We start from the raw sequence: 20,936 nt of genomic DNA, 5'->3' as shown, positions 1-20,936 counted from the left end.
ATAGTTCACGCCTACAACCGTTTTACCTTTACGGCTACTTTCGATTCAACCCGAATCAGGACCTGAACGCCGTCGGGCCGGATGATGATTCGTCGGGGAACCAGTTGAAATGAGTCGATGTCGAGATTCGTTTTACGGCCGGCTTTCCCGCGTGAAAAGGCCGTTTCTATTTTTTCGGGAATTGTTGAGATCGGCTGACGGAGTGGCACCACCGTAACCGCTTGAAGGGTATCGCGAAAATGATCGTGAAGGAGCCAGTCAGCGGTAGAAAACAGTTTCTCTTTTGTGTCTACGTCGAAATCGATGTCTTTCATGCGTAGCGAATTCGTGAGCGTATCGTAGGTCGGATTTCCATGAAAATACAACGTTCCATTGACGGCACCACTAACATCCGTTTTCATAATCAGCTTTCGCCCGTTTCCCGAAACCGTCGCACTTTTGATCTTGACCCGGCCACCAACCAGGTCGAGTTTATTCTTTTCCAGCGCTTTTTCCAGTACTTTATTTATGTCCGAATAAGGGATAAAAGCCAGCACCGACAATCGCGCCGAATCGGGTAACACTTTTCGCCGTAAGAGCCTGGGTAACCGCTCCAGCGTATCAATTACGGGTCGTGGACCTATGCGGGTCTTGACCCGGAAAGCAACCTGGATAGGCACGGTAATCTGACGCTCATTTCCGTATACCGGAGCTGCGGCAATACTAAATGGTTTGGGTAACAGCCATATATTATCAGGTACTTTACTGATACGTAGAGGCTCCTGCATATCGGTCCAAATCTTACCCACTTCCCGATCAAGCCGGAGTCCCTTATACACAGCGGCATCGATGGCCTGCTCTATATCGGCTTTTCTCTTGTCAAGTATAGTTTCAGCGATGTTCTTGATACCAATTTTAATACCAAGAACGCGCAGAGTCGGTTTTTGCGTCCACTGATAGTCTTCAAACTTTGCCCTGGTTAGTAGATGCCAATTTGGTCCAACGGCTACAGGACTCGTGAAATTAACGGCCAGCGCACAGAGGGGATGACTTTTACGTTTTTCACTTCTTCGTAAGCCAATCGGATTCGTGTACCAGACCTGTAGGGGAGCCGAAAAGTACACCCGTCGCTTAGCGTAGTGAATCTGAACAGGCCCGGTTCGCTCCACCCGAAGACGCCAAGCCTCTCCCTTTTTACCTTCAAAGGTTTCTTCCGTAACGAGCGTCGTGGCTATGCCTTTGTTGATTTTTTTTTCCAGATCACGGATATTGAACGTAATGGCGCCTGCCATGTATGAGACGGGTTCAGCCATGGCCGGCTCAAAATCTTCCGTAGTGGGCGCATTCGGTCGTACTCGCTTACAACCGATGATGAGAGCGAGTAAAATCAAAAATCCGATGGTCCGTTGCGCATTCATTGCTACAACAAAACTCATCGGATTAAAAAATGTTAGCTAACGGCCTCTATATTCACTTTGCGGTGGTCATTGTCCTCATGTTTTTATCGGTTTCACAGCCACATCCTTTGCCACATCCGGCCTGTTTTTTTGCAAAAAAACTGCGATAAACCCGAACGCTCAGATACGCCAGCGCAGCGGCAAAAACCAGAAAAATGATAACCTCCTGCATAATGTCAAGTGGAGAATGTAGACTCAAAAAAGCCAGTGATTGGTTACCGACTCTTCACCCTCTGCAACTATAATACGTTTTTTTACATCCAACTGTTCCGTTCGGCCAATCGGAAAGCGTGCTGGTAATGGTGTTCACAATGCCAGGCATAATGCGCAACCAGCTCCGAAAGCTCGAACGTACGTTGAGAGCCAGGATGGTAACAGGTTCGCCGGAGATCCTCTTCCGTTAAGGCCTTAAGCACGATTACCCAGCGTTGATGGAGGTTACGCAGAATGACCAGCGACGGAGCGATATCAAGTTTAGAGTCAGGTAATTTGGCCCACTCCCCTTCTTCGTACGGTTTGATGGTTGGGTTATCTTCCGTTAACGCTAGTTTCGTACGGACGTAGGCGTTGATATGGCTATCCGCTACGTGATGCACCAACTGACGAATCGTCCAGCCGCCGGGCCGGTAGGGCGTGTCGAGCCGATCGTCGCCCCATTTGCCTACGAGTTCGGTTAACGTAACGGGGAATTCATCAATGACGGCGATGTGTCGTTTTGTCTCGTCGGCGGAGTACGTCTGTCCGTAAAAAAAATCACCAATGGGGTAGCGGAGGGTGTCTAACTCTTGCATACTAGTTTATCCGGCCGGGCCTTTTGCGGATTGGCGGCACCAGCCTCTCACGACAAATATCCAGCTTTAATGCTCTCACTAAATCGTCCAGTTTCTTTTTAGTTCATAGTCCAGCAAGGAAAATTCGTACGATTCTGATTCAAAGTGGCTCACTTATTGGTTTAGTATATAGACAGTCCAACATCCGACGGTACTACGCAAAATTCGCACACATGGCCCTCCCCAAAGAAGCATTTACTATTGGCGTTGAAGAAGAGTACCAGATCATCCATCCGGAAACCCGTCAGCTACACTCGCGCGCTAAGTCGATTCTGACCAAAGCCCAGGCTACCCTTGGCGATCAGGTGAGCCAGGAACTTTATCTGGCTCAGATTGAAATTGGCACGTCCGTGTGTCAAAGCATGGAGCAGGTGCGGCAGGAGCTTCAGCGGCTACGAGGTGAGGTAATCGCGTCCGCCCAAAAAGCCAACAGTCGTATTGTAGCGGCCGGCACTCACCCCTTCTCGCACTGGCAGGAGCAGAAACTGACTCCCAAAGAGCGCTATCGGAGTTTACAATCCGATTTTCAGCAACTCACCCGGGAACAACTCATCTTTGGTTGTCATGTCCACGTTGGTATTCCTGACCAGGAACTGGCCATTCAGGTGATGAATCGTGCCCGTCCCTGGCTGTCTACCCTGCTGGCGCTGGCCAGTAATTCGCCGTTCTGGTTGGGCGATGATACGGGTTATGCCAGTTTCCGCACTGAAATCTGGGGACGCTGGCCCACGGCGGGTATTCCGCAGGTCTTCGAATCGCGGGCGGATTATGATCGACTGGTTGAAGACTTAACCGCGGTGGGCATCGTCGAAGACGCTACTAAAATCTATTGGGATGCTCGCCCTTCCACGCATTACGAAACGCTGGAGTTCCGGGTTACGGATGTGTGTCTGACCATTGACGAGGCCGTCATGATCGCGGGGCTGGCGCGGGCTTTAGCCAGAACATGCGCCCTGGAAACAGAAGCGAATGTCGCCATCCAGCCCGTCCGGTCCGAAATCCTGCAGGCCGCTAAGTGGCAGGCGGCTCGTTTTGGACTGGGAGATACGCTCATTGACCTCCTGGCAGGACGCGCGGTTGCGGCTCCTAAACTGATCAGGAATTTTCTCCGCTACGTACGTCCGGCCCTGGAAGAGTATAACGAATGGGATGAACTTTCTGAAATTGTCGAAGCCGTACTGAAGGGTGGCACGGGTTCCGCTCGACAGCTAGCCGAATATAAACGAAAAGGCAACTTTGACGATGTAGTGGATTATATGGTAGCCGAAACGGCGAAAGGAACGTAGTACGACCAGATTTCCTGAATCATTTTTTACAGATAAGCCTGTTCACCAACGTAGTAACTTAGGTTGAGTTACTACGTTGGTGAACAGGCTTATCTAGATCTAATTCCTAAATTTCTCTAAGGATTAGCGTTTTTATTCTACAGTACTTTGACTGACTATTTAGTCGAGTACGTAACCTCTTCGTCGGTATCCAGATTGCTACCAGCAGGGCGAATCGTCTGATCAGTAGTACCCAGGTTTTCTACATCGACTTCCGTTTTACGAACCGTATCGCGAATCACTTCCTCACGCTCGGTAGCGGCTTTGCCCACTGAAATTTCTTCCACGACGTTCGCCGTTTTCGATACGACTGGTACTTCAGCGTATTCAGTCATTTCGATCTGACCATCCTGAAAGGCGTTCAGATCAGCCGCCGTAGCCGGGCGGTTTACGGGGGTGCGGTTGACGGTTACCCGTTCTTCCCGTAACCGGACACTTTCTTCTACTGGCTTGGCCACGATGCGGCTACGTAGACGAACGCCACCGGTTTCGACTGTGCGCTTGCCAACTTCCAGATTTTCTTCAATTACTTTAACCGTCTGGTCGCCATCGGTAACTCTACTTAAATCGCTGCCAGTTGTTGGTGTATCGATAAAAGCCGCTCCCATTGACGCGCTGGGGGCCGTTGTCAGACTGTCGTAGGTTGCTGCCCGTTCGTCAACATCGACCGCACCAGCCTCATCCAGAATGTCGGCAGCCTGCTCGGCTTCGTCGTCCGTTTCGGTATGAACCGTCACGATCGAACTCCGGCTACCCACGCTTGAATACTTCTTTGCATCGTCGTCGTCGTCACTTCCAAACAGGGAACTAAAGAAATTGCCGATACCGCTACCAACGTCTTTGGTATCATCGATAACCTCTTCGGTCCGCGTACCGGACGTATTAACGTGCCGATCCTGGATGATTGTATCTGAACTATCGGCATCGGTACTGGTATTTGTAGAGATGTCTACATTTGAGCGATCGAAACCATTGCTGATTAACTGATCGACGGCATGCTGTGCTTCTGAGGCATTATCGAAAATGCCGATTACTGTGTTTGCCATGAGTTGTAGGGCTTTACTGGGTTTTGTGTTGAGACTAAAAAATTTATCTATTAACGAAGGTCTGTTGATCAGACCGGACGTTCGGGATGGAGAGGAGTCCGCTCAACGGTGATGTCTTCCCGGCGTAACCGGACCGTTTGGGTCTCTTCTGTTTGAGTTTGCTGCCGGGTAACCCGAATTTCTTCGACGAGCAGCAATCGTTTCTGAACCACCAGGACTTCTTTAACAACAGGGTAAATAGTGGTATCTCCTTCCTGGCGGGTTATTGGCAGTTCGTTGACGTACTGATTGAGCGCAATCCGTTCCACAGCATACTCCTCCTGTTGCAGTGGCACAGTTACGACCTCATCAGTTTCGTGCACTGTTTTGGTTAGTGTTACGCGACCCGTTTCAACCGTCTGCGTACCCACCTGAAGCTGCTCTTCAATCAGAGGAATACGTATCGTCCCGGATGATGCGGGGTCGGCTGTCACAGAAAACGGACTATCAGTCAATTGACCAAATTCATCTATGGGATTCATCTACCTACTGCTAAAAGAATGACAGACTTACAGGAGGCAGAATCATGCCAGTCAAGGAAAATAGATTAAATAGATAGACCAAATGCTCAAAAGGCACTATTGCTCTTTGTTGGTCAGGAATCCCGTAAATGGATATGGGGTATTTGTTGCCCGAAAGTGGGAACTCACCGGGAAGTGTGGAATCAAAACCAGTGACTACGCTGAACGATTGTAATTAATCTCGTTTTTATCCGTAACGAAACCTTAATACGAACAATAGAGAATCATGACAAACACTCCGATTAATTGCCTGGTTACTACCTTACCAAAAGAAGCTACATACAGTTGATACGTACTACTGACTACGTCAGTTTATAACCTTTACAGTGCTCATGAAGAAGACAGGAATGATACGGAGTCTGGTACTCAGTTTATTGATCTCAGGAAGCACGCTGGCCCAGGCGACTGAGCCCACTCAGAAGATGTCGGTGAATGATCGGCTGGCCAAAGCCCGCGCGGCTAAAGCAGACAAAAGAACGGCTAAAGTAACGGGTAATGATACGTCAAGGATAGTGACTGGCAACAGTGCCCGGACCGACCAAAAAATAGCTCAGGGTATCCAACCCAAAGCTACTCCTAAATTAGAAAAGGCTACACCTGCCGATTATAAGACCCCAATTGATAAGTCGCAACATGGTCCCAATGGTGAAGCGATACACGCTGGTGCACGAGGTGGCAAATACTATATCAATAAAAATGGGAACAAGACCTATTTAAGTAGCAACCTGTAGCTGTAATATGACAATTGGTATAGTGATATACAATTGCTTAACGCCAATATTCGTGAATTACCCGAATCAGTTCAGGGTGAATACCGCAGGCGGCTACTACGTCGCCCCGAAATAGAAATTCGTCGCCACCGTCGAAGTCGGTGACGATTCCGCCCGCTTCGCGCACGAGCAATACGCCAGCGGCCATATCCCAGGAGTTGAGGTTGTATTCGTAAAAAGCCTCGAACCGACCGCACGCTACGTACGACAGGTCGATAGCCGCTGATCCCATCCGGCGCAGGCCGTGCGTTTGCTGCATCAGTGACTCCAGAATGTGCAGGTACTTTTGCATCTGATCGAATTGATAGTACGGAAAACCCGTCGCAATCAGACTTTCGCCCAACTGTGTAGCAGGCGACACCGAAATCCGGCTTCCGTTGCAATACGCTCCCCCACCCTGCCAGGCCGAAAAGCATTCATCACGGCTCGGATCATAAACCACGCCAGCAATGGGCGTTTTCCCTTCCGCTAAACCGATGCTGACTGAAAAGACGGGCAGATTATGAATGAAATTAGCCGTACCGTCCAGTGGGTCAATTACCCAGTTAAGAGCAGTTTTGTCAGCTTCCAGTCCGGTTGTGCCTTCTTCGGTAATAAAACCGGCTTCGGGCAGCAGTTTATTCAGCCGTTCGACCAACTGCTTTTCGGTTTCTTTGTCGACGTAGGAAACCAGGTTGTTCAAGCCTTTGTATTCAATGGATTCACGCTGAAACTGGCGTCGTTCCTGAAGCAGAAACGCTCCGGCATCGGTAGCAATGGTACAGATTTCGCGGGTAAGGGCGGCTAAGTCTTGAGGCATTTGTAATACGTTATGGTCTGTTATCAAGGCTGCTCATCAGCAGGAATTTCGTCGGTTTCAGGAATTAAATCGATGCCGTCGTAAATAGCCCCGATACGTAGCTCTGCGTTCAGTCGAGGCAATACGATCACATCTTCCCGATTCTCGTAAATCGTGTTGATCCACTCGTCCGTTTCGTCAATTCGACTGAAAAGCTCGACAGTTGTCGAATATTGATCAACGAGCATGTAATACCAGAGCGACGGCATTTTACGAGAACGCTGCCACTTAAAACCCCGGTCGTGAAGTGCCGTCGATTTGGATAGTACTTCAACTAGTAGACGTGGCTGACGTATGATTACGTTATCTCCTCTCAGATCAAAAGGATGACAGGTAAGAACCAAATCAGGATAAGGCAAATAAATCCCCTGTATAACTTCCACTTTCATATTCTCGGAAAGTACACGGCAGCCTTTGCCTTTTAATTGTGCTTTAAGGATATCCTTAACGCTATCAATCAGCAAATTGTGATTGAGCGTCCCGCCAGCCATTGCGTAGATTTCGCCATTATAAAACTCATGGCGAATCTCACTCTTCTCTTCTAAAGCCAGATATTCTTCTATTGTGTATTGGCGCGATTGTTTCTTCGGGTCAGCCAGCATAAGTGAGATTATTTATAAAGGCCTGAATAACGCTATTTATTTGACCCCGCTGGGATCTGATAGTTATAGGGAAATCAACTGGCTATACCCATCAGATCCCAGCGGGGCCAAATCAGCACATAAATTACCTGTTGATTACTTCATGATCTCGCCTAGTGCGTTGTCGTATAGCTTCTTCGCATCAGAGACGGTCATAACGGACGTTTCATCAACGATGAATTCGCTGGCCGTTACGGTCCCAAGTAGAACGAAAGGCAGGACACTATCGCTCAGATAACCTACTACGTGCTGTTGCTGCTCCGGCGAAATGGAGACTACAACCCGGCTCTGGCTCTCGCCGAACAGAAACGCATCGGTCCGCCAACGGGTATCGGCGTGAATGGCAAAGCCTTTATTGCCCGCCATGGCTGATTCGGCTAACGTAGTGAACAGGCCACCATCTGATACGTCGTGCGCCGACTGAAGCCAGCCGTTGCGGATCATCGTTCGAATGCCTTCCTGCACACGCCATTCCGTCTCAAAATCGAAGCTCGGTGCGCCTGACGCTTTGATACCTTTATACGAATACAAGTATTCCGACGAAGCAATATCATCCTCCGACGGGCCGACCAGATAAATCATGTCGCCTTCGTTCTTGAAGTTGAGCGTTGTCTGGTGATCCGGGCGTTCCATCAAACCCAGCATCCCGATGGTAGGCGTTGGGAACACGGGACCGTCGTCGGAGCTTTGGTTGTAGAAACTGACGTTACCACCTGTTACGGGCGTACTGAACCGGCGGCAAGCTTCGCCCATGCCCTGCACCGCTTCCACAAACTGCCAGTACACTTCCGGTACGTATGGATTGCCGAAGTTCAGGTTGTTGGTTACGGCCAGCGGTTCGCCACCCGAGCAAACGATGTTACGGCAGGCTTCGGCCACGGCAATCATCGCACCCATACGCGGATTGGCGTTAACGTAGCGGCTGTTGCAATCAACGGTGATGACGATGGATTTTTCCGTAGCGGGAATGCCGGGACCTTTCACACGTACTACGGCCGCATCGGAAGGGGCATTGGTGCTGCGGTTGGCGGTCCCGACCATCGAGTCATATTGTTCGTAGACCCACTTGCGCGAACAGATGTTCGGGTGCGACAGCAGGTGTTCGGCTATTTTTTTGATCTCGTCAAACTCAATGTCGTCAACATCGTCAATCTTGAATTTGGCAAATTCCTGAATGTAAGCGGGTTCTTTGTATTCGCGCTGGTACTGGGGCGCACCGCCACCCAGCACCAGATCATAAGCCGGTACGTCGGCAACGAGTTCGCCGTAACGGTAGAAATGCAGCCGTTGAGTATCGGTCACTTCGCCGATCTGCGCGCAGTTCAGATCCCACTTATCGAAAATGCCCTGAATGACGTCTTCCTTTCCTTTCTCGATCACGACCAGCATCCGTTCCTGCGACTCCGACAGCAGAATCTCGAACGGCGCCATGTTGGCCTGGCGCGTTGGTACTTTGTCGAGGTCGATGATCATGCCGTGTTCGCCTTTCGCACTCATTTCCGAAGTCGAGCAGATGATGCCCGCTGCGCCCATGTCCTGAATACCGATCACGTAGCCCGTGGCAATGATTTCGAGCGTGGCTTCGAGCAGCAGTTTCTCCATGAACGGATCACCGACCTGTACGGCAGGCAGTTTATCCGTCGAAGCGGCCGAAATATCTTCCGACGCGAACGTAGCGCCGTGAATCCCATCTTTCCCCGTTGCCGACCCGACTATAAACACCGGATTGCCCACACCATACGAGGTTGCTTTCGCTACGTTGCCGACTTCGACAATACCCGCCGAAAATGCATTCACGAGCGGGTTGGTGTTGTAGCATTCATCGAAATAAATCTCACCACCCACGGTCGGGATGCCGAACGCGTTGCCGTAATCGCCGATGCCTTTCACGACACCCCGTAACAACCGCTTGGTTTTTGCCAGGCTCAGATCACCGAAACGGAGCGAGTTCAGCTGGGCAATGGGACGGGCACCCATCGTGAAAATATCGCGGTTGATCCCACCGACGCCCGTTGCGGCACCCTGGTACGGTTCCAGCGCCGACGGGTGGTTGTGCGACTCGATCTTGAACGAACAGGCCAGCCCGTCGCCAATGTCGACCAGACCGGCGTTTTCTTCCCCGGCTTTGGCGAGCATCCGGTCCGAATCGCGGGGGAGGGTTTTGAGCCAGACGATGGAATTTTTATACGAACAGTGTTCCGACCACATCACCGAGAAGATACTCAATTCGGTGAAATTCGGCTGACGGCCCAAAATCTGATTAATCTTGTCAAATTCGTCGGGGAGCAGGCCCAGCTTGCGGGCGGTTTCAACAGTAGGAAGAGATTCGGTAGCGTCCATGTTATCTAATTGTGAATGAGTGAATGATGGAATGCCTGACTATCAGTTACGTCACCTAGTCAGGCCTTCTTTCCTTCACGCATTCGCTCATTGAATATTGGCAAAACTACAGTTTTTGACCCAAATTGCCCCGACACCCGTTGACAAATCTCAAAACGCTCGTATATTTGCACCCAGAAAGAGAGATGGCAGAGTGGTCGATTGCGGTGGTCTTGAAAACCACTGACTGTAACAGGTCCGGGGGTTCGAATCCCTCTCTCTCTGCAAAATCCCGCCCATCCCGGCGGGATTTTTCGTTTGTAGTGTTTGTAGGGTGACAAAGTGATTAATTGCTACGTCCTATTGTTATCTTTACGAATACGCTCCTAATCAGTTACCACGATGGCAACGACTAAATCAAGGCTCAAGGGGAACAAACCGCTTAAAGTGCAACTAATCAATGCTTCCGGGAAGATCATTGAGGGCATTATTCCATCAGGAAAGCGACCTAAAGAAAACCCGGCATTGGCTATTGCCCGAGAATTGGGCAAACACAAACACTTAAAGCCAACGCCTATTCCTGAATGATTCCCGGCAAGCCAACATTACTTTGCGATACAGGTCTGATGAGCCGTGTTTTCCTGAATAAATCTCCCTTTGTAGAAGCTTATGAATTCGTTACGTGGCACTACCAGGATACCATCAGTACAGCAGTTTATATCGAATTACAACACTGGTTGCTTATTCAGCGAGGGTTGCTGTCCAATCCGATTAGCCGAACTGAATACGAACGTTATCGCCGACGTTTAGATAACACCACTATTCTCAACAGCGACGGTGTAAGCGAAGAAGCCATAAAGATTGCCCGCCGATGGCCCGATACAGGCGTTGGTGATTCCTATACCATTGCTACAGCTTTAGTCTTCGACGTACCAGTTTTTACACTGAATCCAAAGCACTTTGAACGAGTATCTGGCATTACGCTATATAAGCCCGACAACTATCGGGAATTGGTAAAAAGCGTGAATCGATTCTAATCAGACATGCTAAAAACTATTGAAACTGAGGTCGAGTACGATAGTGCCCTGGAGCGCGTCCATACACTCATACAGATGGATTTAGAAGACAACTCGCCCGAATCCGATGAATTAGAAGCTCTTGCTCTACTTCTTCAGAATTATGAAAGCATACACTATCCAATTGCTTAGCCCAAAAAAATTTAAATTACTACGTTAAATCTGAAGAAATCAATAAAGGGGTGGGGGCTGGCATATTCTCGTAATAGTATAGTCCTCTCATCTTGACTGATGAATTATCTAATTAGACAGGTTGCCGTTATATTGATAAACACAGCCATCAATTCCCAAATAATGCGACCTTCATTTGTGTATATAAGGTCTCTAATAGTTCTGAAATGTTTAATATATCACTATTGAGACATAAATAGTCAAGCTAAAATAACATAAGAAGCCGATAAATAAATCTGTATATGAATGGAATGATTTATTTAAATTTTTAAATAAATTATAATAAATTTGAAAGTTAATGCGTTTGAACGCCAGTGCTATATGGCTGATAATCAAATATATAAAAAGTTTGTTTTATTTGAATCATACGCGTCTTGTAAAATATTTAATACATTGGTTGTCACCTATTTTCGATAATGTTTGATCTATATAAAGGTTCTGAGTGGAATAAATGGGATTTACATATTCATACACCATTATCAATTGAGCAGCATTATGGAGGAGATAACGACAGTTCTTGGAGTAAATTTGTCAAAGACCTTGAAGCATTAGATTCTAGCTTTAAGGTCTTAGGAATCAACGACTATTTTACAATTAATGGATATAAAAAGCTACTAGATTTACAACACAATAATGGAATACTTCCAGGAAGGGTGTTACTCCCTGTAATAGAACTCAGAATAAGATCTTTTGCTAATTTGAACAGTGGAGATCCTTGGAAGAGAGTCAATGTTCACATTATTTTTAATAATAAGGACACAGATTCTATTGAGACCCAGTTTCTCAATTTATTACCTTTTGAATTTGACGGTTTCAAAAGAACTGGCTTGAGTGAAACAACTATTACAAACTTTGGCCAGTTTATAATTAATAAAACACCGTCTATCAAACAAAATAATTTGTCACCTTTGAAACAAGGGTTTAATAATATTAACTTTGATTTCAGGGAAATTTGTAGAATACTTGAAGAAAGCGAATTAGAATACTTTATTGCAGTTGGTAAAACGGAGTGGGAAACTCTGAAATGGGACGGATCAGCGGCAGAGAAGTTAGAAATAATAAAAAGAAGCGATTTTCTATTTACTTCCTCGATAGATGAAAAAGCTTATGAAAAAAGTAGGGAAAGACTATGTGAACAATTACTTTATAGCAATATTCCTCCACTATTAGACTGTAGTGATGCACATGCATTCTCAAATAGTTTAGACTCAAATAATTTACCTATAAAAGATAGGATTGGCAATTGTTTCTCTTGGATAAAGGCAGACTGCACATTTGAAGGTTTAAAGCAAATATGTTTTGAATCGGATTCTAGACTTTCTATTTCAAATTATAAACCAGTTAGTCCAGTTCGTAAGATTAACAGCTTAAAACTGAATTTTCCTAATAATACTAAAATAGCAAAAAAAGGTATAAAAATTAAAGGTAAAGAAAGTCTATTCTGCTTTAGAAATAATACTGATATCGCTTTTAGCCCATATTTTACCTGTTTAATTGGTGGTCGAGGAACTGGTAAAAGCACTATACTTAGTCTTATAGCTGCCAAACTAGGTTCCAACTCTCCGTTTATCGAAAATAGTGTACTGCTACAGGATAACAAACAAATTGAATTAGATAAATATGTCAGTATTGATACGAGCAGCAATGATATAGAGTTTGTAAGTCAAAATCAGATTGAAAGCTTTGCGGAAAGTAATGATTTAACAGAAGCAATATATAGTAGATTAATTCAGATTTCAGACTACAATGAATTTGAAGTTTTAGAAAATGATTTCGCTGTCTTCTATAAAAGAATCGATCAACAGATACATGATATTAACTTAAGATTTTCGCAATTACAAGATCTTAATAAACTTCGCAAGGAACACGAAGATTGTAAAAGAATTATAAGTTCTTATGATAGCCCTGATTATAAAAATATTACACAAGAGATCCGTGAATACTCGGAACAGATTCAGAACATCCTAAATAGCAGAGATAAATATACGAAACTTGTTTTATTTTTAAAAGATTCAATAAATAGGTTTTCAGTTAACAATAACATCATCAATCAATACGACACTGAGACTGCAAGAATATTAATCGGAGTAGAATATCTATTAAATGAAGAAATAAAATTTGATTCAGATTTATCTAATGAAGAAGTTTTAAATCGACAGTTATTAAGTAAAAAGAAAGAATTAGACTCTTATTTAAAGCTTCAGGGCGTTTCTGAAGCTGATATAAGCGATTATGAAAGATCTGTTACTAATCTACCAGTTATCGAAGCTAAAATAAAAAATTTAATAAAAAGCGGCAAAGAAACAGCAGTGCGTATTAGCGAGTTTAAGGAGAATTTATCAAGTTATGGATTTGAAAAGAGAAAGATTTTTGAAGAAAAAATTATTAATTCATTGAATCCTATGAACGAACAATTAAAAAGTTCTGATTCTAATGTTGCTGATATAAAATTTACCTATGAGTTTGATGAAGAACAAGCAAGAAATTATCTCTTGGACGAGTTTGAGCTTCACTTCAAAGATTATAAACCAAGTCAACATTCTACAAAAACTGATGCCGTAAGAGAATACTTATTATGTATAGATCCTTTAGATGTGGATAATTATGAAGATTACATGAGCGCCTTAGAAGAAAAAGGTACTTCAATAAATGCAAAAACTTTATTGAAAGCTTTGTTTGAAAAGAAAGAAAATTTTGAAATATATAAATTATTAATTAAAAGAGTATATTCTGATGTAAAGCAACACAAAAAAATTATTGGATACTATGGTGGGAAAGAATTAGAAAACTGCTCTTTTGGTCAACGATGTACAGCTGTTATCGTCGCTCTTTTAATGTTCGGCAACAAACCTCTGTTAATTGATGAGCCAGAAGCTCACCTTGATAGTAAATTGGTGGCTGAATATCTTGTCAATTTAATTAAAAAGCGTAAACATGAACGGCAAATTATTTTCGCAACCCACAACGCAAACTTTGTTGTAAACGGAGATGCTGAACTGATTCATATTCTTGAAGTTTTAGAAGATAATACGACCTCTATTACTTCTATATCAATTGAAAATTTAATTCATAGAGATAAATTATTAACCTTAGAAGGAGGTAGAACCGCATTTGAAATAAGGGATAAAAAACTTATAAGAAAATAATCTCTTATTCATTTTCAAGAGAAATTCCAACTTTTTTTTATAAAAAACTCAAACGATTCTTCGTATAATTTAATGTATATCTTTCGGTTGATTCATTGATAATTGAAATTACACGATAGCCAATTAGTCAACCGGAACTGTCTCTATCTTGCCTGCTTTCTGGTAAATCAGCATGATTTTTTCGCCTTTCTCTTTGGTTAACGTATCGCCGATGTGGATGCTTTGTCCATACTGGTTATCGATTGGAAAAGTAGTCGTTTCTTTGGTATCTAGATCGGTATACGTTACGTCAATTTTTGGTTCATCACCTGCCTTAGCTGGTGCGATACGTAGTACGATGGCGTTCAGCTTTTTATTGATGATTGGGCTGGACTGATTTTCGGTTGTTGGGTCTGTGTCTTCGCCCATGTATTCCTGATAGATGTAGATCATCAGGGCGGCTGCGAGCAGGAATCCACCCGCGAGTAGGTATGTCAGTATTCGCTTCATTGTCAGTTACTCAAAAAGCTCAGTGTGGTACGTTTCCTGCGCATGTTTATCAATAACGGCGAACATTACGTTTCTGGCTTTGTCAAGGTCTAATCCGTACTGAACGGATAAACCCTTTGCTACGGAATTGACCAGCAGACCGATTGCATCCCAGCTTTTGTTCGTAGCCAACGCCTTCTCGGTTACCAGTTCATCATACGTAACAAAATCAAAGTTGGTCTGGGTTTCCGGCGGTTCCTGTTCCCAATGGTCCGCTTCTTCTGCTAACAGATGCTCCGCATACCATAGCTTGGCCAGACTGGCAAATTCGCTCCGGAAGCTGGGGTTTGCATAAATTTTCTCCACCAACGCCTGATGGCTTGTCAGCAACTCCCGGACGAACGCATGGTCCGATAAATCCTGATACGTCCAATCGGCCGGGTCAGTTTTTTCAAACACAAAGCGCCGATAGTAGCCCGTTTTGTATAGATGCAGGAGCACCGTGTACGCTTTGTCGAGCGAGCCGCCCGGCGGATTGGCCGTATAAGGTATGCACACCACATTCGTTGAGCCAGTCGCTAACTGATGGAGGTTCAGATACTCGTAGAGCGCATCCGACGTATCTAACCCGCAATCGGCCAGCGCCTGTTCAATATCGGCTTCCTCAAATTCATACTCACGTACCCGACAATAAAAGTGAACAAACCGTTTCCGTTGTTTTCCCGAATCGAGCTGGCGAAAGCGATCCTGTAGATCGGCAATCGGCCGAACGCCCTGCGCAAATTGATACAGCGTTATTTCGTTCTCTAAACGCATGGCTGTTGTTGTCTGATTTGCCTCACAAAAAAATCACCCCCAATTTACACCTCTGTTTTGTACTTAACCAGATTGATCGGGGGCAACGGTTGGCTGTTGCAAAGTTTACAGAAAATTATCTCACATATATACGCTAGTACGTAGCGTAGTGTACGTCTGCTTCAAATAGCGGTGGTTGCGTACCTACGGCACGCTAGTTCTGCCCACGACTACTTTTGCTACAAACATTACGTACCTACGGCACTTTATTAAATAATACCATGGCCAATCATAAATTCCTGTTACGTTACTGACAATTGATTAATCTGTCATTCCCAAAATAACTCTTCATTTTTGCCAGATCTGTCTGAACGTAACGAAAGTCTTGTTTAAGAAGCAGATAGTTCTGATCTTTCGACAGTTAACTATATTTCTTCTGAACGTAGAAACGAGTATTCGTATGAAAGCGGGACTAATCTACAACTCAAGACGACCTTCTGTCTACTACAAACTCAAACGGCAGGTGGTTCTAGCGTTTGCGGCAGAGCTTAAGCAGGCGCCAGGCTGGAAACGGAATTGGGTTCGCTGGAAACGAAGCCTTGCGCTCGACATACGCTATAACCAGCTTCTATTTTCCCGAAACGAAAAATCCGTTACGTTTACCATAAACTCACTTATACAACGCTAAAGCTATGCGCCATACTGACCTATTTGCACAACTAAAAAGCCTGGGTACTCAAGTAAGTAGCTTCCTGAGCGATGTGATCCGGGGGAAGATTAAAATCGACGTTGCCTGAGTCAGAGGCTTACCACTCTACTCCCCAAAAAAGACCTACGTTGTACGTATCCCGTAGATGGCGTTCTATAACGGCCAGCGCAACGCGTTTTGCATCGTCGGACGCTAACCCGTAACGTACCGCGAGCGCTTTTTCCATCGAATGAAGCAGTACTCTAATCCCGTGGATAGTCTTGTCATTAACGACTTTGATTGATTCCGAAATCATCTCATCATAACTCAGAAAATGAAAATGGGTCTGGCGCTCAGGCGCTGGGTCAGGTTTCTTTTGCCTGGTCTGTAACGACGTACCGTGTTCATGCCACAGTTTGGCGATGCTGGTAAATTCACTCCGAAAGCTGGGGGCTGCATAGACCTCGTTAATCAATGCCTGCTGTCTGGTGCGTATGTCCTGTACGACGTCAGGGTTCGATAAATCCCAGTATCGCCAGTTCGCCGGATTACCCAACGTAAAGCGCCGTTGGTAGGCCGTTTTGAACAGATTCAGCAGCAACGTATAGCTCTGATTGAACTTGCCCTCGATTAAACGCGTGATCCGTCGTGAACCCAGCTTCGACCGGTAAGCTTTCAAAACTTCCTCAGAAATATCGGTATCAGTCAATAAACTGTTCGCAATCACCTGATCCAGATCGGCGTCTATGGGTTTCAGTTGCCATACCAGCCCGTCCAGCTCCATAAATCGCGTCCTTTTTTTATTCTCGTCTACTTGAGTGAAGCGGCTCAATAGATCACCCTCGGAATAAACTCCATGCGCGAACTGGTGGATCGCTATTTCGTCTTCTAAGTCCATTTTGCCGTCAATAAAGATTAGGGGTGTGTCCAGTGAGGTTGACATTTCAGGAACGATTGGGCTACTAACCAAATGGATAGTGTTTACCTACCGATTACTGATTTTGGGGTTGCCACGAAACGCAATTCGTCGTCGTGGATGTTTTTTTGATAAACCCATAGTGTATGGAATGCTTGATTTCGCCCTGACAGTCAGCCGCCACGTCGACAATTAACCGTTGATAAGTAGCGACTAAAAACTATCCGGTACAGTAAATTTAGTTGAGGCAATCATTCTGATTGTCAAATCAGAATGATTGCCATCTAAGGATTTTTGAGGTGTCTTTCAGTGCGTAGATCGTCCACTCAAAACTTAGGGGCGTTTTCCCGTACTCATCAGCCGTCAATTGTGAGCCATTGCCCGTGTAACAATTGGAGTTTACTGTAACCTGATGAGGCAAAGAACAAAGGTCCGTTTCGCGGGTCTGGCAAGCGTTAACAGCGAGTAGCCCTGCCAGTAAGCTGTACGCAGAAACGATGGAAGCCTTCATAACGTAGCGGTTTTAGAACATCTGAATAACAAGAGTACCTACGTAAAGTTATTAAAATGTATTATTATATTGGTATAGTTCTATTGTTCACAAGTAACTACCCGTAGGTTAGGAAAGGATTGCTTTATCAAACGCACTATAGTTTGTCTGGCAACTGAGATCCTCTATCGCTTATCCGAAAGTCCCTCACCGGTACGCTGCTTTTGCTGGTCAGCATACACGTTGTTGAAAAGTTCGATGATATAGTTCACACAATCGATGGTTAAGGCCGCTCGCGTCAACGATGGTGATACGTAATATGTACGTTTTAGGACAGGATAAACTGAGTTTGGACTACTGTTTCGGATGTGAATCGCCTGCTGAATAATGTCCTGATAGCGAGGAGGTACTACGTCTAAACAGAATGCACCGGCTTTCGTTTTCGAGGCAATTTCCCCCGTTTGCAAGGTGTAGAACTGCCGCGCTACGCCCAGAACGGCCCATTCCGTCAAGAGCGGAATCAGGATCAGTAACGCCCGGCGATTCGTGCAGGAAGCGTGTTTATCGATCCATCGCTGCCAATACGAATTGATGTTCTCATGCATGAAATCTTTTACCTGTTGCAGGGGCATGTCAATCGCCAGCTCATTCGTTGGTAGGCCCAGTACGGTACGGGCCGTTGTCTTTAATTCATACAAGGCAATTGGCCCCATTTCGAATGGACCACGCTTAAGGTTTCCCTCCAGTAAATTGAGCACTTCGCCCGTCGGCAAACGACTGGCCTGCAAATTCTCGGCTGTCAGATAAGCGCCATTGAACAACGGTTTGCCGTGCTGTTGCTGAATGGTACGGTGGAGCTTGTCTATCTGTGCAATCATCTCATTGGTCGGAAACTCTTTGCAGAGGACTACAAAATCGATGTCGCTTTTATGCGGATGAAAATCATCCAAAGCAATGGACCCCGTTACGTATATTCCGTCAATCCAGTCCGGAGCTATAGCCTTAAGCCCCGCTTCCAGTTCAGCCAGTAGTTTGTCAGCCGGTTGAGGAATCGGAGGCATGGTTTCGTTAACTCGAGTCGATTTCATGGCCAGCAATCAGTAAGTTTTGTTACGTTCTATCGGACGTTTCACTAGTCCATAAAGTTACCAGCACGACCAGGTAAGGCGGCAAACGAACCAACTATACCCTCAAAGGAACCCGTTAGAAGTTCCGACAAAAAAAGAAGGCCGTGCACTACTAGTTTTGCTACGTAATACCTACACCATAAACAGCAACTACACCAATGAATCAAAAAACATCAGCTGCCTTTGTCGGCGCTTCCTGGTTCGCCCTCGGAACAGGCATGTTCGGGTATCTAATCGGGCTTTGGCGCTCCGGCATGCTTTTAAATGAAAAAGGATTTTATTTTACCGTCCTCATGTTCGGTCTCTTCGCCGTGGTATCGGTCCAGAAAAGTGTCAGAGACCGGCTAGAGGGTTTGCCCGTAACGGACATTTATTACGGCATTAGCTGGTTCTCCACCATCTTATCCATTACGTTATTAACCATTGGCCTCTGGAACGCAACCCTATTGCCCAGTGAAAAAGGATTTTACGCGTTCGCGTTTCTCTTAGCTTTATTCGGCGCCATCGCTGTTCAGAAAAACACCCGCGATAATCAGGAAGTAAGAAAGACCGTATGATTTATAAAATAGGGATCGTTATATAAAAAACCCTGCCCTTATTCGGCAGGGTTTTTCATGTCCAGGCGAGCCGCCTAATCTCACTAACTAATTCGTGCCTTAACAAGTAACTTCGTCCAGGGGTATATTTGACGCAAAATACGGCCTTAAGCTCGTAGGTTAGGTATGCTCAACATAGAACTGGATTCACGATTACGATGGCTGCTGCTAGTTGCCTTACTTGTTCAGCTTGTTTTTTGCATCACCCAGGTAGGCTTCTTACATCCCGACCAGCACTTTCAGTTAATTGAGTTTTCTTCCTGGCAACTGGGAGAACCTTCTGGAGCCACGCATGTCTGGGAATTAAACAGCCACATTCGGCCTACGTTACAGGTCTATTTATTTTCGGCATTTACTGAGGTGTGTCGCTTCTGCCATGTGGATGATGCTTATACTCAATTAATCGTTCTTCGCTTACTCTTCGGGCTGCTGGGATTTACCTTATTCAACGCACTTGGCATTTACTATTTTAAAACCGATAAACGACTGCTGTTTTTAGTACTACTACTCATTAATTTTTCCTGGACACTGCCTTACGTACGGACGTTATTCAGTTCTGAAATAGCCTCGTCAATCGTTTTTTTTGGTGCTATCTGGCTGTACGAGCTGAAAAAAGAAAAGTTTCTGTATGTTGCATTAACCGGTTTTCTATTTAGCCTGGCCTTTTATTTCCGCTTCCAAATAGCCTTTGGCCTGGTTGGTTTCGGCTTATGGCTGCTCTTTATTGACCGTAAATACAATACGCTTTTTCCTTTGGCGGTTGGCTTTTTCATGGGCATGGGACTCAATTTATTTTTGGATTTCCATTTTTACCACCAGTTGGTTTTTACCCCATACGATTATTACCGGGTCAACATTACTGAAGGCAAAGCAGCGGAATTTGGCACCTCCAGTTTTATGAACTATGTGCTTCTGCTAGCCCTGGTCATTGGAACGCCCCCTCTTAGCCTTTTTCTTTTTTATTACAGCCTAAAAGGGGCTCTCAACCAATACAAACAGCCACTGGTATTTGCCGTCGTGTTTTTTATTATTGGCCACTGCCTTGTCGGGCATAAAGAAGAGCGGTTTATGTTTCCGGTGTTGAATGTCTTACCGATTCTAGCAGGCTGGGGCTTACCCGCATTCCTTATTTATTATCGACAGGCGAAAAAAGGTATTCGCAATTTTCTGAACGGAATTCTTTATTTCAGTCTGTTACTCACCGTAATCGTGCTGGTTTTACTCCCCTTTAATCCGTATTCGCAAACCGTTGAGTTTTCCCGAAAGCTGACCAATACCTTTCAGCAATCACCGTCGACGATTTATTGTTTGTCCCGTACACCGTTTGAAACGCAAAGCGGTCTTCCACTAACGTTTTACCGCAGAAATGCTCCAGCTATCGATCTCACTAAAATTCATAACGCTGATTCGACCCGGTATTTCCCCAAAAATGCCTGGCTGGCTACTACGTATAACGACGCCAAAGATAATCTACCGCTATTAGACAGTCTGGGCTTTAAGCCTCAGTTCTATTCCTCTGCTACGTTGTGGACTGTCAATGAGTTTTTACATTCAAAAAAAGTAAATACCATTGAAGATATCTGGGTGCTGTATCGTAAAGAGAAATGATTAGTTGCAGTGCTTATGGGCACCAGATTTTCTATACAATTTAAATGCAATCGTATACATTTGCCTTTAAATTGTTTCGTTGCGAAACGA

The 20,936-nt window shown here is 45.3% G+C and carries 22 protein-coding genes and 1 tRNA gene; 10 read left to right on the top strand and 13 right to left on the bottom strand.

The genetic code is table 11. From position 1 onward, the window contains the following. Positions 1–11: 11 nt before the first annotated feature. The 3 genes from IC230_RS22945 to IC230_RS22935 form a co-directional block, all read right to left on the bottom strand. Entirely contained in the window at positions 12–1,415 is a 1,404-nt protein-coding gene (locus IC230_RS22945; protein WP_317171823.1) for a DUF4403 family protein, read from the bottom strand. A gap of 34 nt (positions 1,416–1,449) precedes the next feature. Next, on the bottom strand, positions 1,450–1,608 hold the full coding sequence (locus IC230_RS22940) for a FeoB-associated Cys-rich membrane protein (RefSeq protein ID WP_191041396.1): 159 nt from the start codon (positions 1,606–1,608) through the stop codon (positions 1,450–1,452). Between the two features lie 82 nt (positions 1,609–1,690). Further along, the gene (locus IC230_RS22935) at positions 1,691–2,227 is read right to left on the bottom strand and encodes a YfiT family bacillithiol transferase (protein ID WP_191041395.1); all 537 of its coding nucleotides are present in this window, start codon (positions 2,225–2,227) and stop codon (positions 1,691–1,693) included. 212 nt (positions 2,228–2,439) lie between these two features. On the opposite strand from IC230_RS22935, the gene IC230_RS22930 reads away from it, so the two are divergent. Next, a complete protein-coding gene (locus tag IC230_RS22930; RefSeq protein WP_191041394.1) occupies positions 2,440–3,552 on the top strand; it encodes a carboxylate-amine ligase in 1,113 nt (370 codons plus the stop codon). Between the two features lie 155 nt (positions 3,553–3,707). Here the strand turns inward: IC230_RS22930 and IC230_RS22925 are convergent, their stop codons facing one another. Both IC230_RS22925 and IC230_RS22920 read right to left on the bottom strand, forming a co-directional pair. Continuing rightward, positions 3,708–4,637 carry a DUF2382 domain-containing protein gene (locus IC230_RS22925; protein ID WP_191041393.1) on the bottom strand — a complete coding sequence of 310 codons (930 nt, stop codon included), beginning with the start codon at positions 4,635–4,637 and terminating at the stop codon, positions 3,708–3,710. 68 nt (positions 4,638–4,705) lie between these two features. Beyond that, positions 4,706–5,158: a YsnF/AvaK domain-containing protein gene (locus IC230_RS22920; RefSeq protein WP_191041392.1), complete on the bottom strand. Its 453-nt coding sequence runs from the start codon at positions 5,156–5,158 to the stop codon at positions 4,706–4,708. A 371-nt stretch (positions 5,159–5,529) separates the two neighbouring features. On the opposite strand from IC230_RS22920, the gene IC230_RS22915 reads away from it, so the two are divergent. Beyond that, positions 5,530–5,928, top strand: a complete 399-nt coding sequence (locus IC230_RS22915) for a hypothetical protein (RefSeq protein ID WP_191041391.1) — start codon at positions 5,530–5,532, stop codon at positions 5,926–5,928. Positions 5,929–5,965: 37 nt separating this feature from the next. Here the strand turns inward: IC230_RS22915 and IC230_RS22910 are convergent, their stop codons facing one another. The 3 genes from IC230_RS22910 to purL all read right to left on the bottom strand — a co-directional run bounded on the left by IC230_RS22910 (position 5,966) and on the right by purL (position 9,786). Then, positions 5,966–6,766, bottom strand: a complete 801-nt coding sequence (locus IC230_RS22910; protein ID WP_191041390.1) for an inositol monophosphatase family protein — start codon at positions 6,764–6,766, stop codon at positions 5,966–5,968. 23 nt (positions 6,767–6,789) lie between these two features. After that, positions 6,790–7,407 (bottom strand): Uma2 family endonuclease, encoded by a 618-nt coding sequence (locus tag IC230_RS22905; RefSeq protein ID WP_191041389.1) that lies wholly within the window; start codon positions 7,405–7,407, stop codon positions 6,790–6,792. A 135-nt stretch (positions 7,408–7,542) separates the two neighbouring features. Next, positions 7,543–9,786 (bottom strand): phosphoribosylformylglycinamidine synthase subunit PurL, encoded by a 2,244-nt coding sequence (gene purL, locus IC230_RS22900; protein ID WP_191041388.1) that lies wholly within the window; start codon positions 9,784–9,786, stop codon positions 7,543–7,545. A gap of 179 nt (positions 9,787–9,965) precedes the next feature. Here purL and IC230_RS22895 point away from each other — a divergent pair. From IC230_RS22895 to IC230_RS22875, 5 genes are all read left to right on the top strand, one after another. Beyond that, positions 9,966–10,050, top strand: a tRNA-Ser gene (locus tag IC230_RS22895). A 117-nt stretch (positions 10,051–10,167) separates the two neighbouring features. Continuing rightward, on the top strand, positions 10,168–10,353 hold the full coding sequence (locus IC230_RS22890; protein WP_191041387.1) for a hypothetical protein: 186 nt from the start codon (positions 10,168–10,170) through the stop codon (positions 10,351–10,353). Continuing rightward, complete coding sequence (locus IC230_RS22885) at positions 10,350–10,802, top strand: PIN domain-containing protein (RefSeq protein WP_191041386.1); 453 nt, start codon at positions 10,350–10,352, stop codon at positions 10,800–10,802. Before IC230_RS22890 ends, IC230_RS22885 begins: the two co-directional genes overlap by 4 nt. A 6-nt stretch (positions 10,803–10,808) precedes the next feature. Continuing rightward, positions 10,809–10,973 (top strand): hypothetical protein, encoded by a 165-nt coding sequence (locus IC230_RS22880; protein ID WP_191041385.1) that lies wholly within the window; start codon positions 10,809–10,811, stop codon positions 10,971–10,973. Between the two features lie 455 nt (positions 10,974–11,428). After that, entirely contained in the window at positions 11,429–14,158 is a 2,730-nt protein-coding gene (locus IC230_RS22875; protein ID WP_191041384.1) for a TrlF family AAA-like ATPase, read from the top strand. Positions 14,159–14,281: 123 nt separating this feature from the next. Here IC230_RS22875 and IC230_RS22870 read toward each other — a convergent pair whose 3' ends face one another. After that, positions 14,282–14,647 (bottom strand): hypothetical protein, encoded by a 366-nt coding sequence (locus tag IC230_RS22870; protein WP_191041383.1) that lies wholly within the window; start codon positions 14,645–14,647, stop codon positions 14,282–14,284. A 6-nt stretch (positions 14,648–14,653) separates the two neighbouring features. Continuing rightward, positions 14,654–15,442: a DUF5958 family protein gene (locus tag IC230_RS22865; RefSeq protein ID WP_191041382.1), complete on the bottom strand. Its 789-nt coding sequence runs from the start codon at positions 15,440–15,442 to the stop codon at positions 14,654–14,656. A gap of 439 nt (positions 15,443–15,881) precedes the next feature. Between IC230_RS22865 and IC230_RS22860 the strand changes: the two genes are divergently transcribed. Next, entirely contained in the window at positions 15,882–16,109 is a 228-nt protein-coding gene (locus tag IC230_RS22860; RefSeq protein WP_191041381.1) for a hypothetical protein, read from the top strand. A gap of 118 nt (positions 16,110–16,227) precedes the next feature. Here IC230_RS22860 and IC230_RS22855 read toward each other — a convergent pair whose 3' ends face one another. The 3 genes from IC230_RS22855 to IC230_RS22845 form a co-directional block, all read right to left on the bottom strand. Then, complete coding sequence (locus IC230_RS22855) at positions 16,228–17,052, bottom strand: DUF5958 family protein (RefSeq protein WP_191041380.1); 825 nt, start codon at positions 17,050–17,052, stop codon at positions 16,228–16,230. Positions 17,053–17,293: 241 nt separating this feature from the next. Further along, entirely contained in the window at positions 17,294–17,536 is a 243-nt protein-coding gene (locus IC230_RS22850; protein WP_191041379.1) for a hypothetical protein, read from the bottom strand. Positions 17,537–17,700: 164 nt separating this feature from the next. After that, positions 17,701–18,603 (bottom strand): aminoglycoside adenylyltransferase domain-containing protein, encoded by a 903-nt coding sequence (locus tag IC230_RS22845; RefSeq protein ID WP_191041378.1) that lies wholly within the window; start codon positions 18,601–18,603, stop codon positions 17,701–17,703. Positions 18,604–18,800: 197 nt separating this feature from the next. On the opposite strand from IC230_RS22845, the gene yiaA reads away from it, so the two are divergent. Continuing rightward, entirely contained in the window at positions 18,801–19,199 is a 399-nt protein-coding gene (gene yiaA / locus IC230_RS22840; protein WP_191041377.1) for an inner membrane protein YiaA, read from the top strand. A gap of 165 nt (positions 19,200–19,364) precedes the next feature. Next, positions 19,365–20,846 (top strand): glycosyltransferase family protein, encoded by a 1,482-nt coding sequence (locus IC230_RS22835; RefSeq protein ID WP_191041376.1) that lies wholly within the window; start codon positions 19,365–19,367, stop codon positions 20,844–20,846. The last annotated feature ends 90 nt before the right edge of the window (positions 20,847–20,936 follow it).

Origin of the sequence: Spirosoma validum (genome assembly GCF_014699035.1) — a bacterium.
Taxonomy (GTDB): Bacteria; Bacteroidota; Bacteroidia; order Cytophagales; family Spirosomataceae; genus Spirosoma; species Spirosoma validum.
Note: the sequence above shows the minus strand (reverse complement) of the source record. Positions and strands in the feature narration are given on the sequence as shown.

Excerpts from the sequence above, each read along its gene's own strand:
- IC230_RS22875 (WP_191041384.1), top strand. The coding sequence starts at position 11,429 with ATGTTTGATCTATATAAAGGTTCTGAGTGGAATAAATGGGATTTACAT.
- purL (WP_191041388.1), bottom strand. The coding sequence starts at position 9,786 with ATGGACGCTACCGAATCTCTTCCTACTGTTGAAACCGCCCGCAAGCTG.
- IC230_RS22940 (WP_191041396.1), bottom strand. The coding sequence starts at position 1,608 with ATGCAGGAGGTTATCATTTTTCTGGTTTTTGCCGCTGCGCTGGCGTAT.
- yiaA (WP_191041377.1), top strand. The coding sequence starts at position 18,801 with ATGAATCAAAAAACATCAGCTGCCTTTGTCGGCGCTTCCTGGTTCGCC.
- IC230_RS22945 (WP_317171823.1), bottom strand. The coding sequence starts at position 1,415 with ATGAGTTTTGTTGTAGCAATGAATGCGCAACGGACCATCGGATTTTTG.
- IC230_RS22870 (WP_191041383.1), bottom strand. The coding sequence starts at position 14,647 with ATGAAGCGAATACTGACATACCTACTCGCGGGTGGATTCCTGCTCGCA.
- IC230_RS22915 (WP_191041391.1), top strand. The coding sequence starts at position 5,530 with ATGAAGAAGACAGGAATGATACGGAGTCTGGTACTCAGTTTATTGATC.
- IC230_RS22890 (WP_191041387.1), top strand. The coding sequence starts at position 10,168 with ATGGCAACGACTAAATCAAGGCTCAAGGGGAACAAACCGCTTAAAGTG.
- IC230_RS22845 (WP_191041378.1), bottom strand. The coding sequence starts at position 18,603 with ATGAAATCGACTCGAGTTAACGAAACCATGCCTCCGATTCCTCAACCG.
- IC230_RS22850 (WP_191041379.1), bottom strand. The coding sequence starts at position 17,536 with ATGAAGGCTTCCATCGTTTCTGCGTACAGCTTACTGGCAGGGCTACTC.
- IC230_RS22905 (WP_191041389.1), bottom strand. The coding sequence starts at position 7,407 with ATGCTGGCTGACCCGAAGAAACAATCGCGCCAATACACAATAGAAGAA.
- IC230_RS22855 (WP_191041380.1), bottom strand. The coding sequence starts at position 17,052 with ATGTCAACCTCACTGGACACACCCCTAATCTTTATTGACGGCAAAATG.
- IC230_RS22935 (WP_191041395.1), bottom strand. The coding sequence starts at position 2,227 with ATGCAAGAGTTAGACACCCTCCGCTACCCCATTGGTGATTTTTTTTAC.
- IC230_RS22880 (WP_191041385.1), top strand. The coding sequence starts at position 10,809 with ATGCTAAAAACTATTGAAACTGAGGTCGAGTACGATAGTGCCCTGGAG.
- IC230_RS22860 (WP_191041381.1), top strand. The coding sequence starts at position 15,882 with ATGAAAGCGGGACTAATCTACAACTCAAGACGACCTTCTGTCTACTAC.
- IC230_RS22910 (WP_191041390.1), bottom strand. The coding sequence starts at position 6,766 with ATGCCTCAAGACTTAGCCGCCCTTACCCGCGAAATCTGTACCATTGCT.
- IC230_RS22925 (WP_191041393.1), bottom strand. The coding sequence starts at position 4,637 with ATGGCAAACACAGTAATCGGCATTTTCGATAATGCCTCAGAAGCACAG.
- IC230_RS22885 (WP_191041386.1), top strand. The coding sequence starts at position 10,350 with ATGATTCCCGGCAAGCCAACATTACTTTGCGATACAGGTCTGATGAGC.
- IC230_RS22930 (WP_191041394.1), top strand. The coding sequence starts at position 2,440 with ATGGCCCTCCCCAAAGAAGCATTTACTATTGGCGTTGAAGAAGAGTAC.
- IC230_RS22865 (WP_191041382.1), bottom strand. The coding sequence starts at position 15,442 with ATGCGTTTAGAGAACGAAATAACGCTGTATCAATTTGCGCAGGGCGTT.
- IC230_RS22835 (WP_191041376.1), top strand. The coding sequence starts at position 19,365 with ATGCTCAACATAGAACTGGATTCACGATTACGATGGCTGCTGCTAGTT.
- IC230_RS22920 (WP_191041392.1), bottom strand. The coding sequence starts at position 5,158 with ATGAATCCCATAGATGAATTTGGTCAATTGACTGATAGTCCGTTTTCT.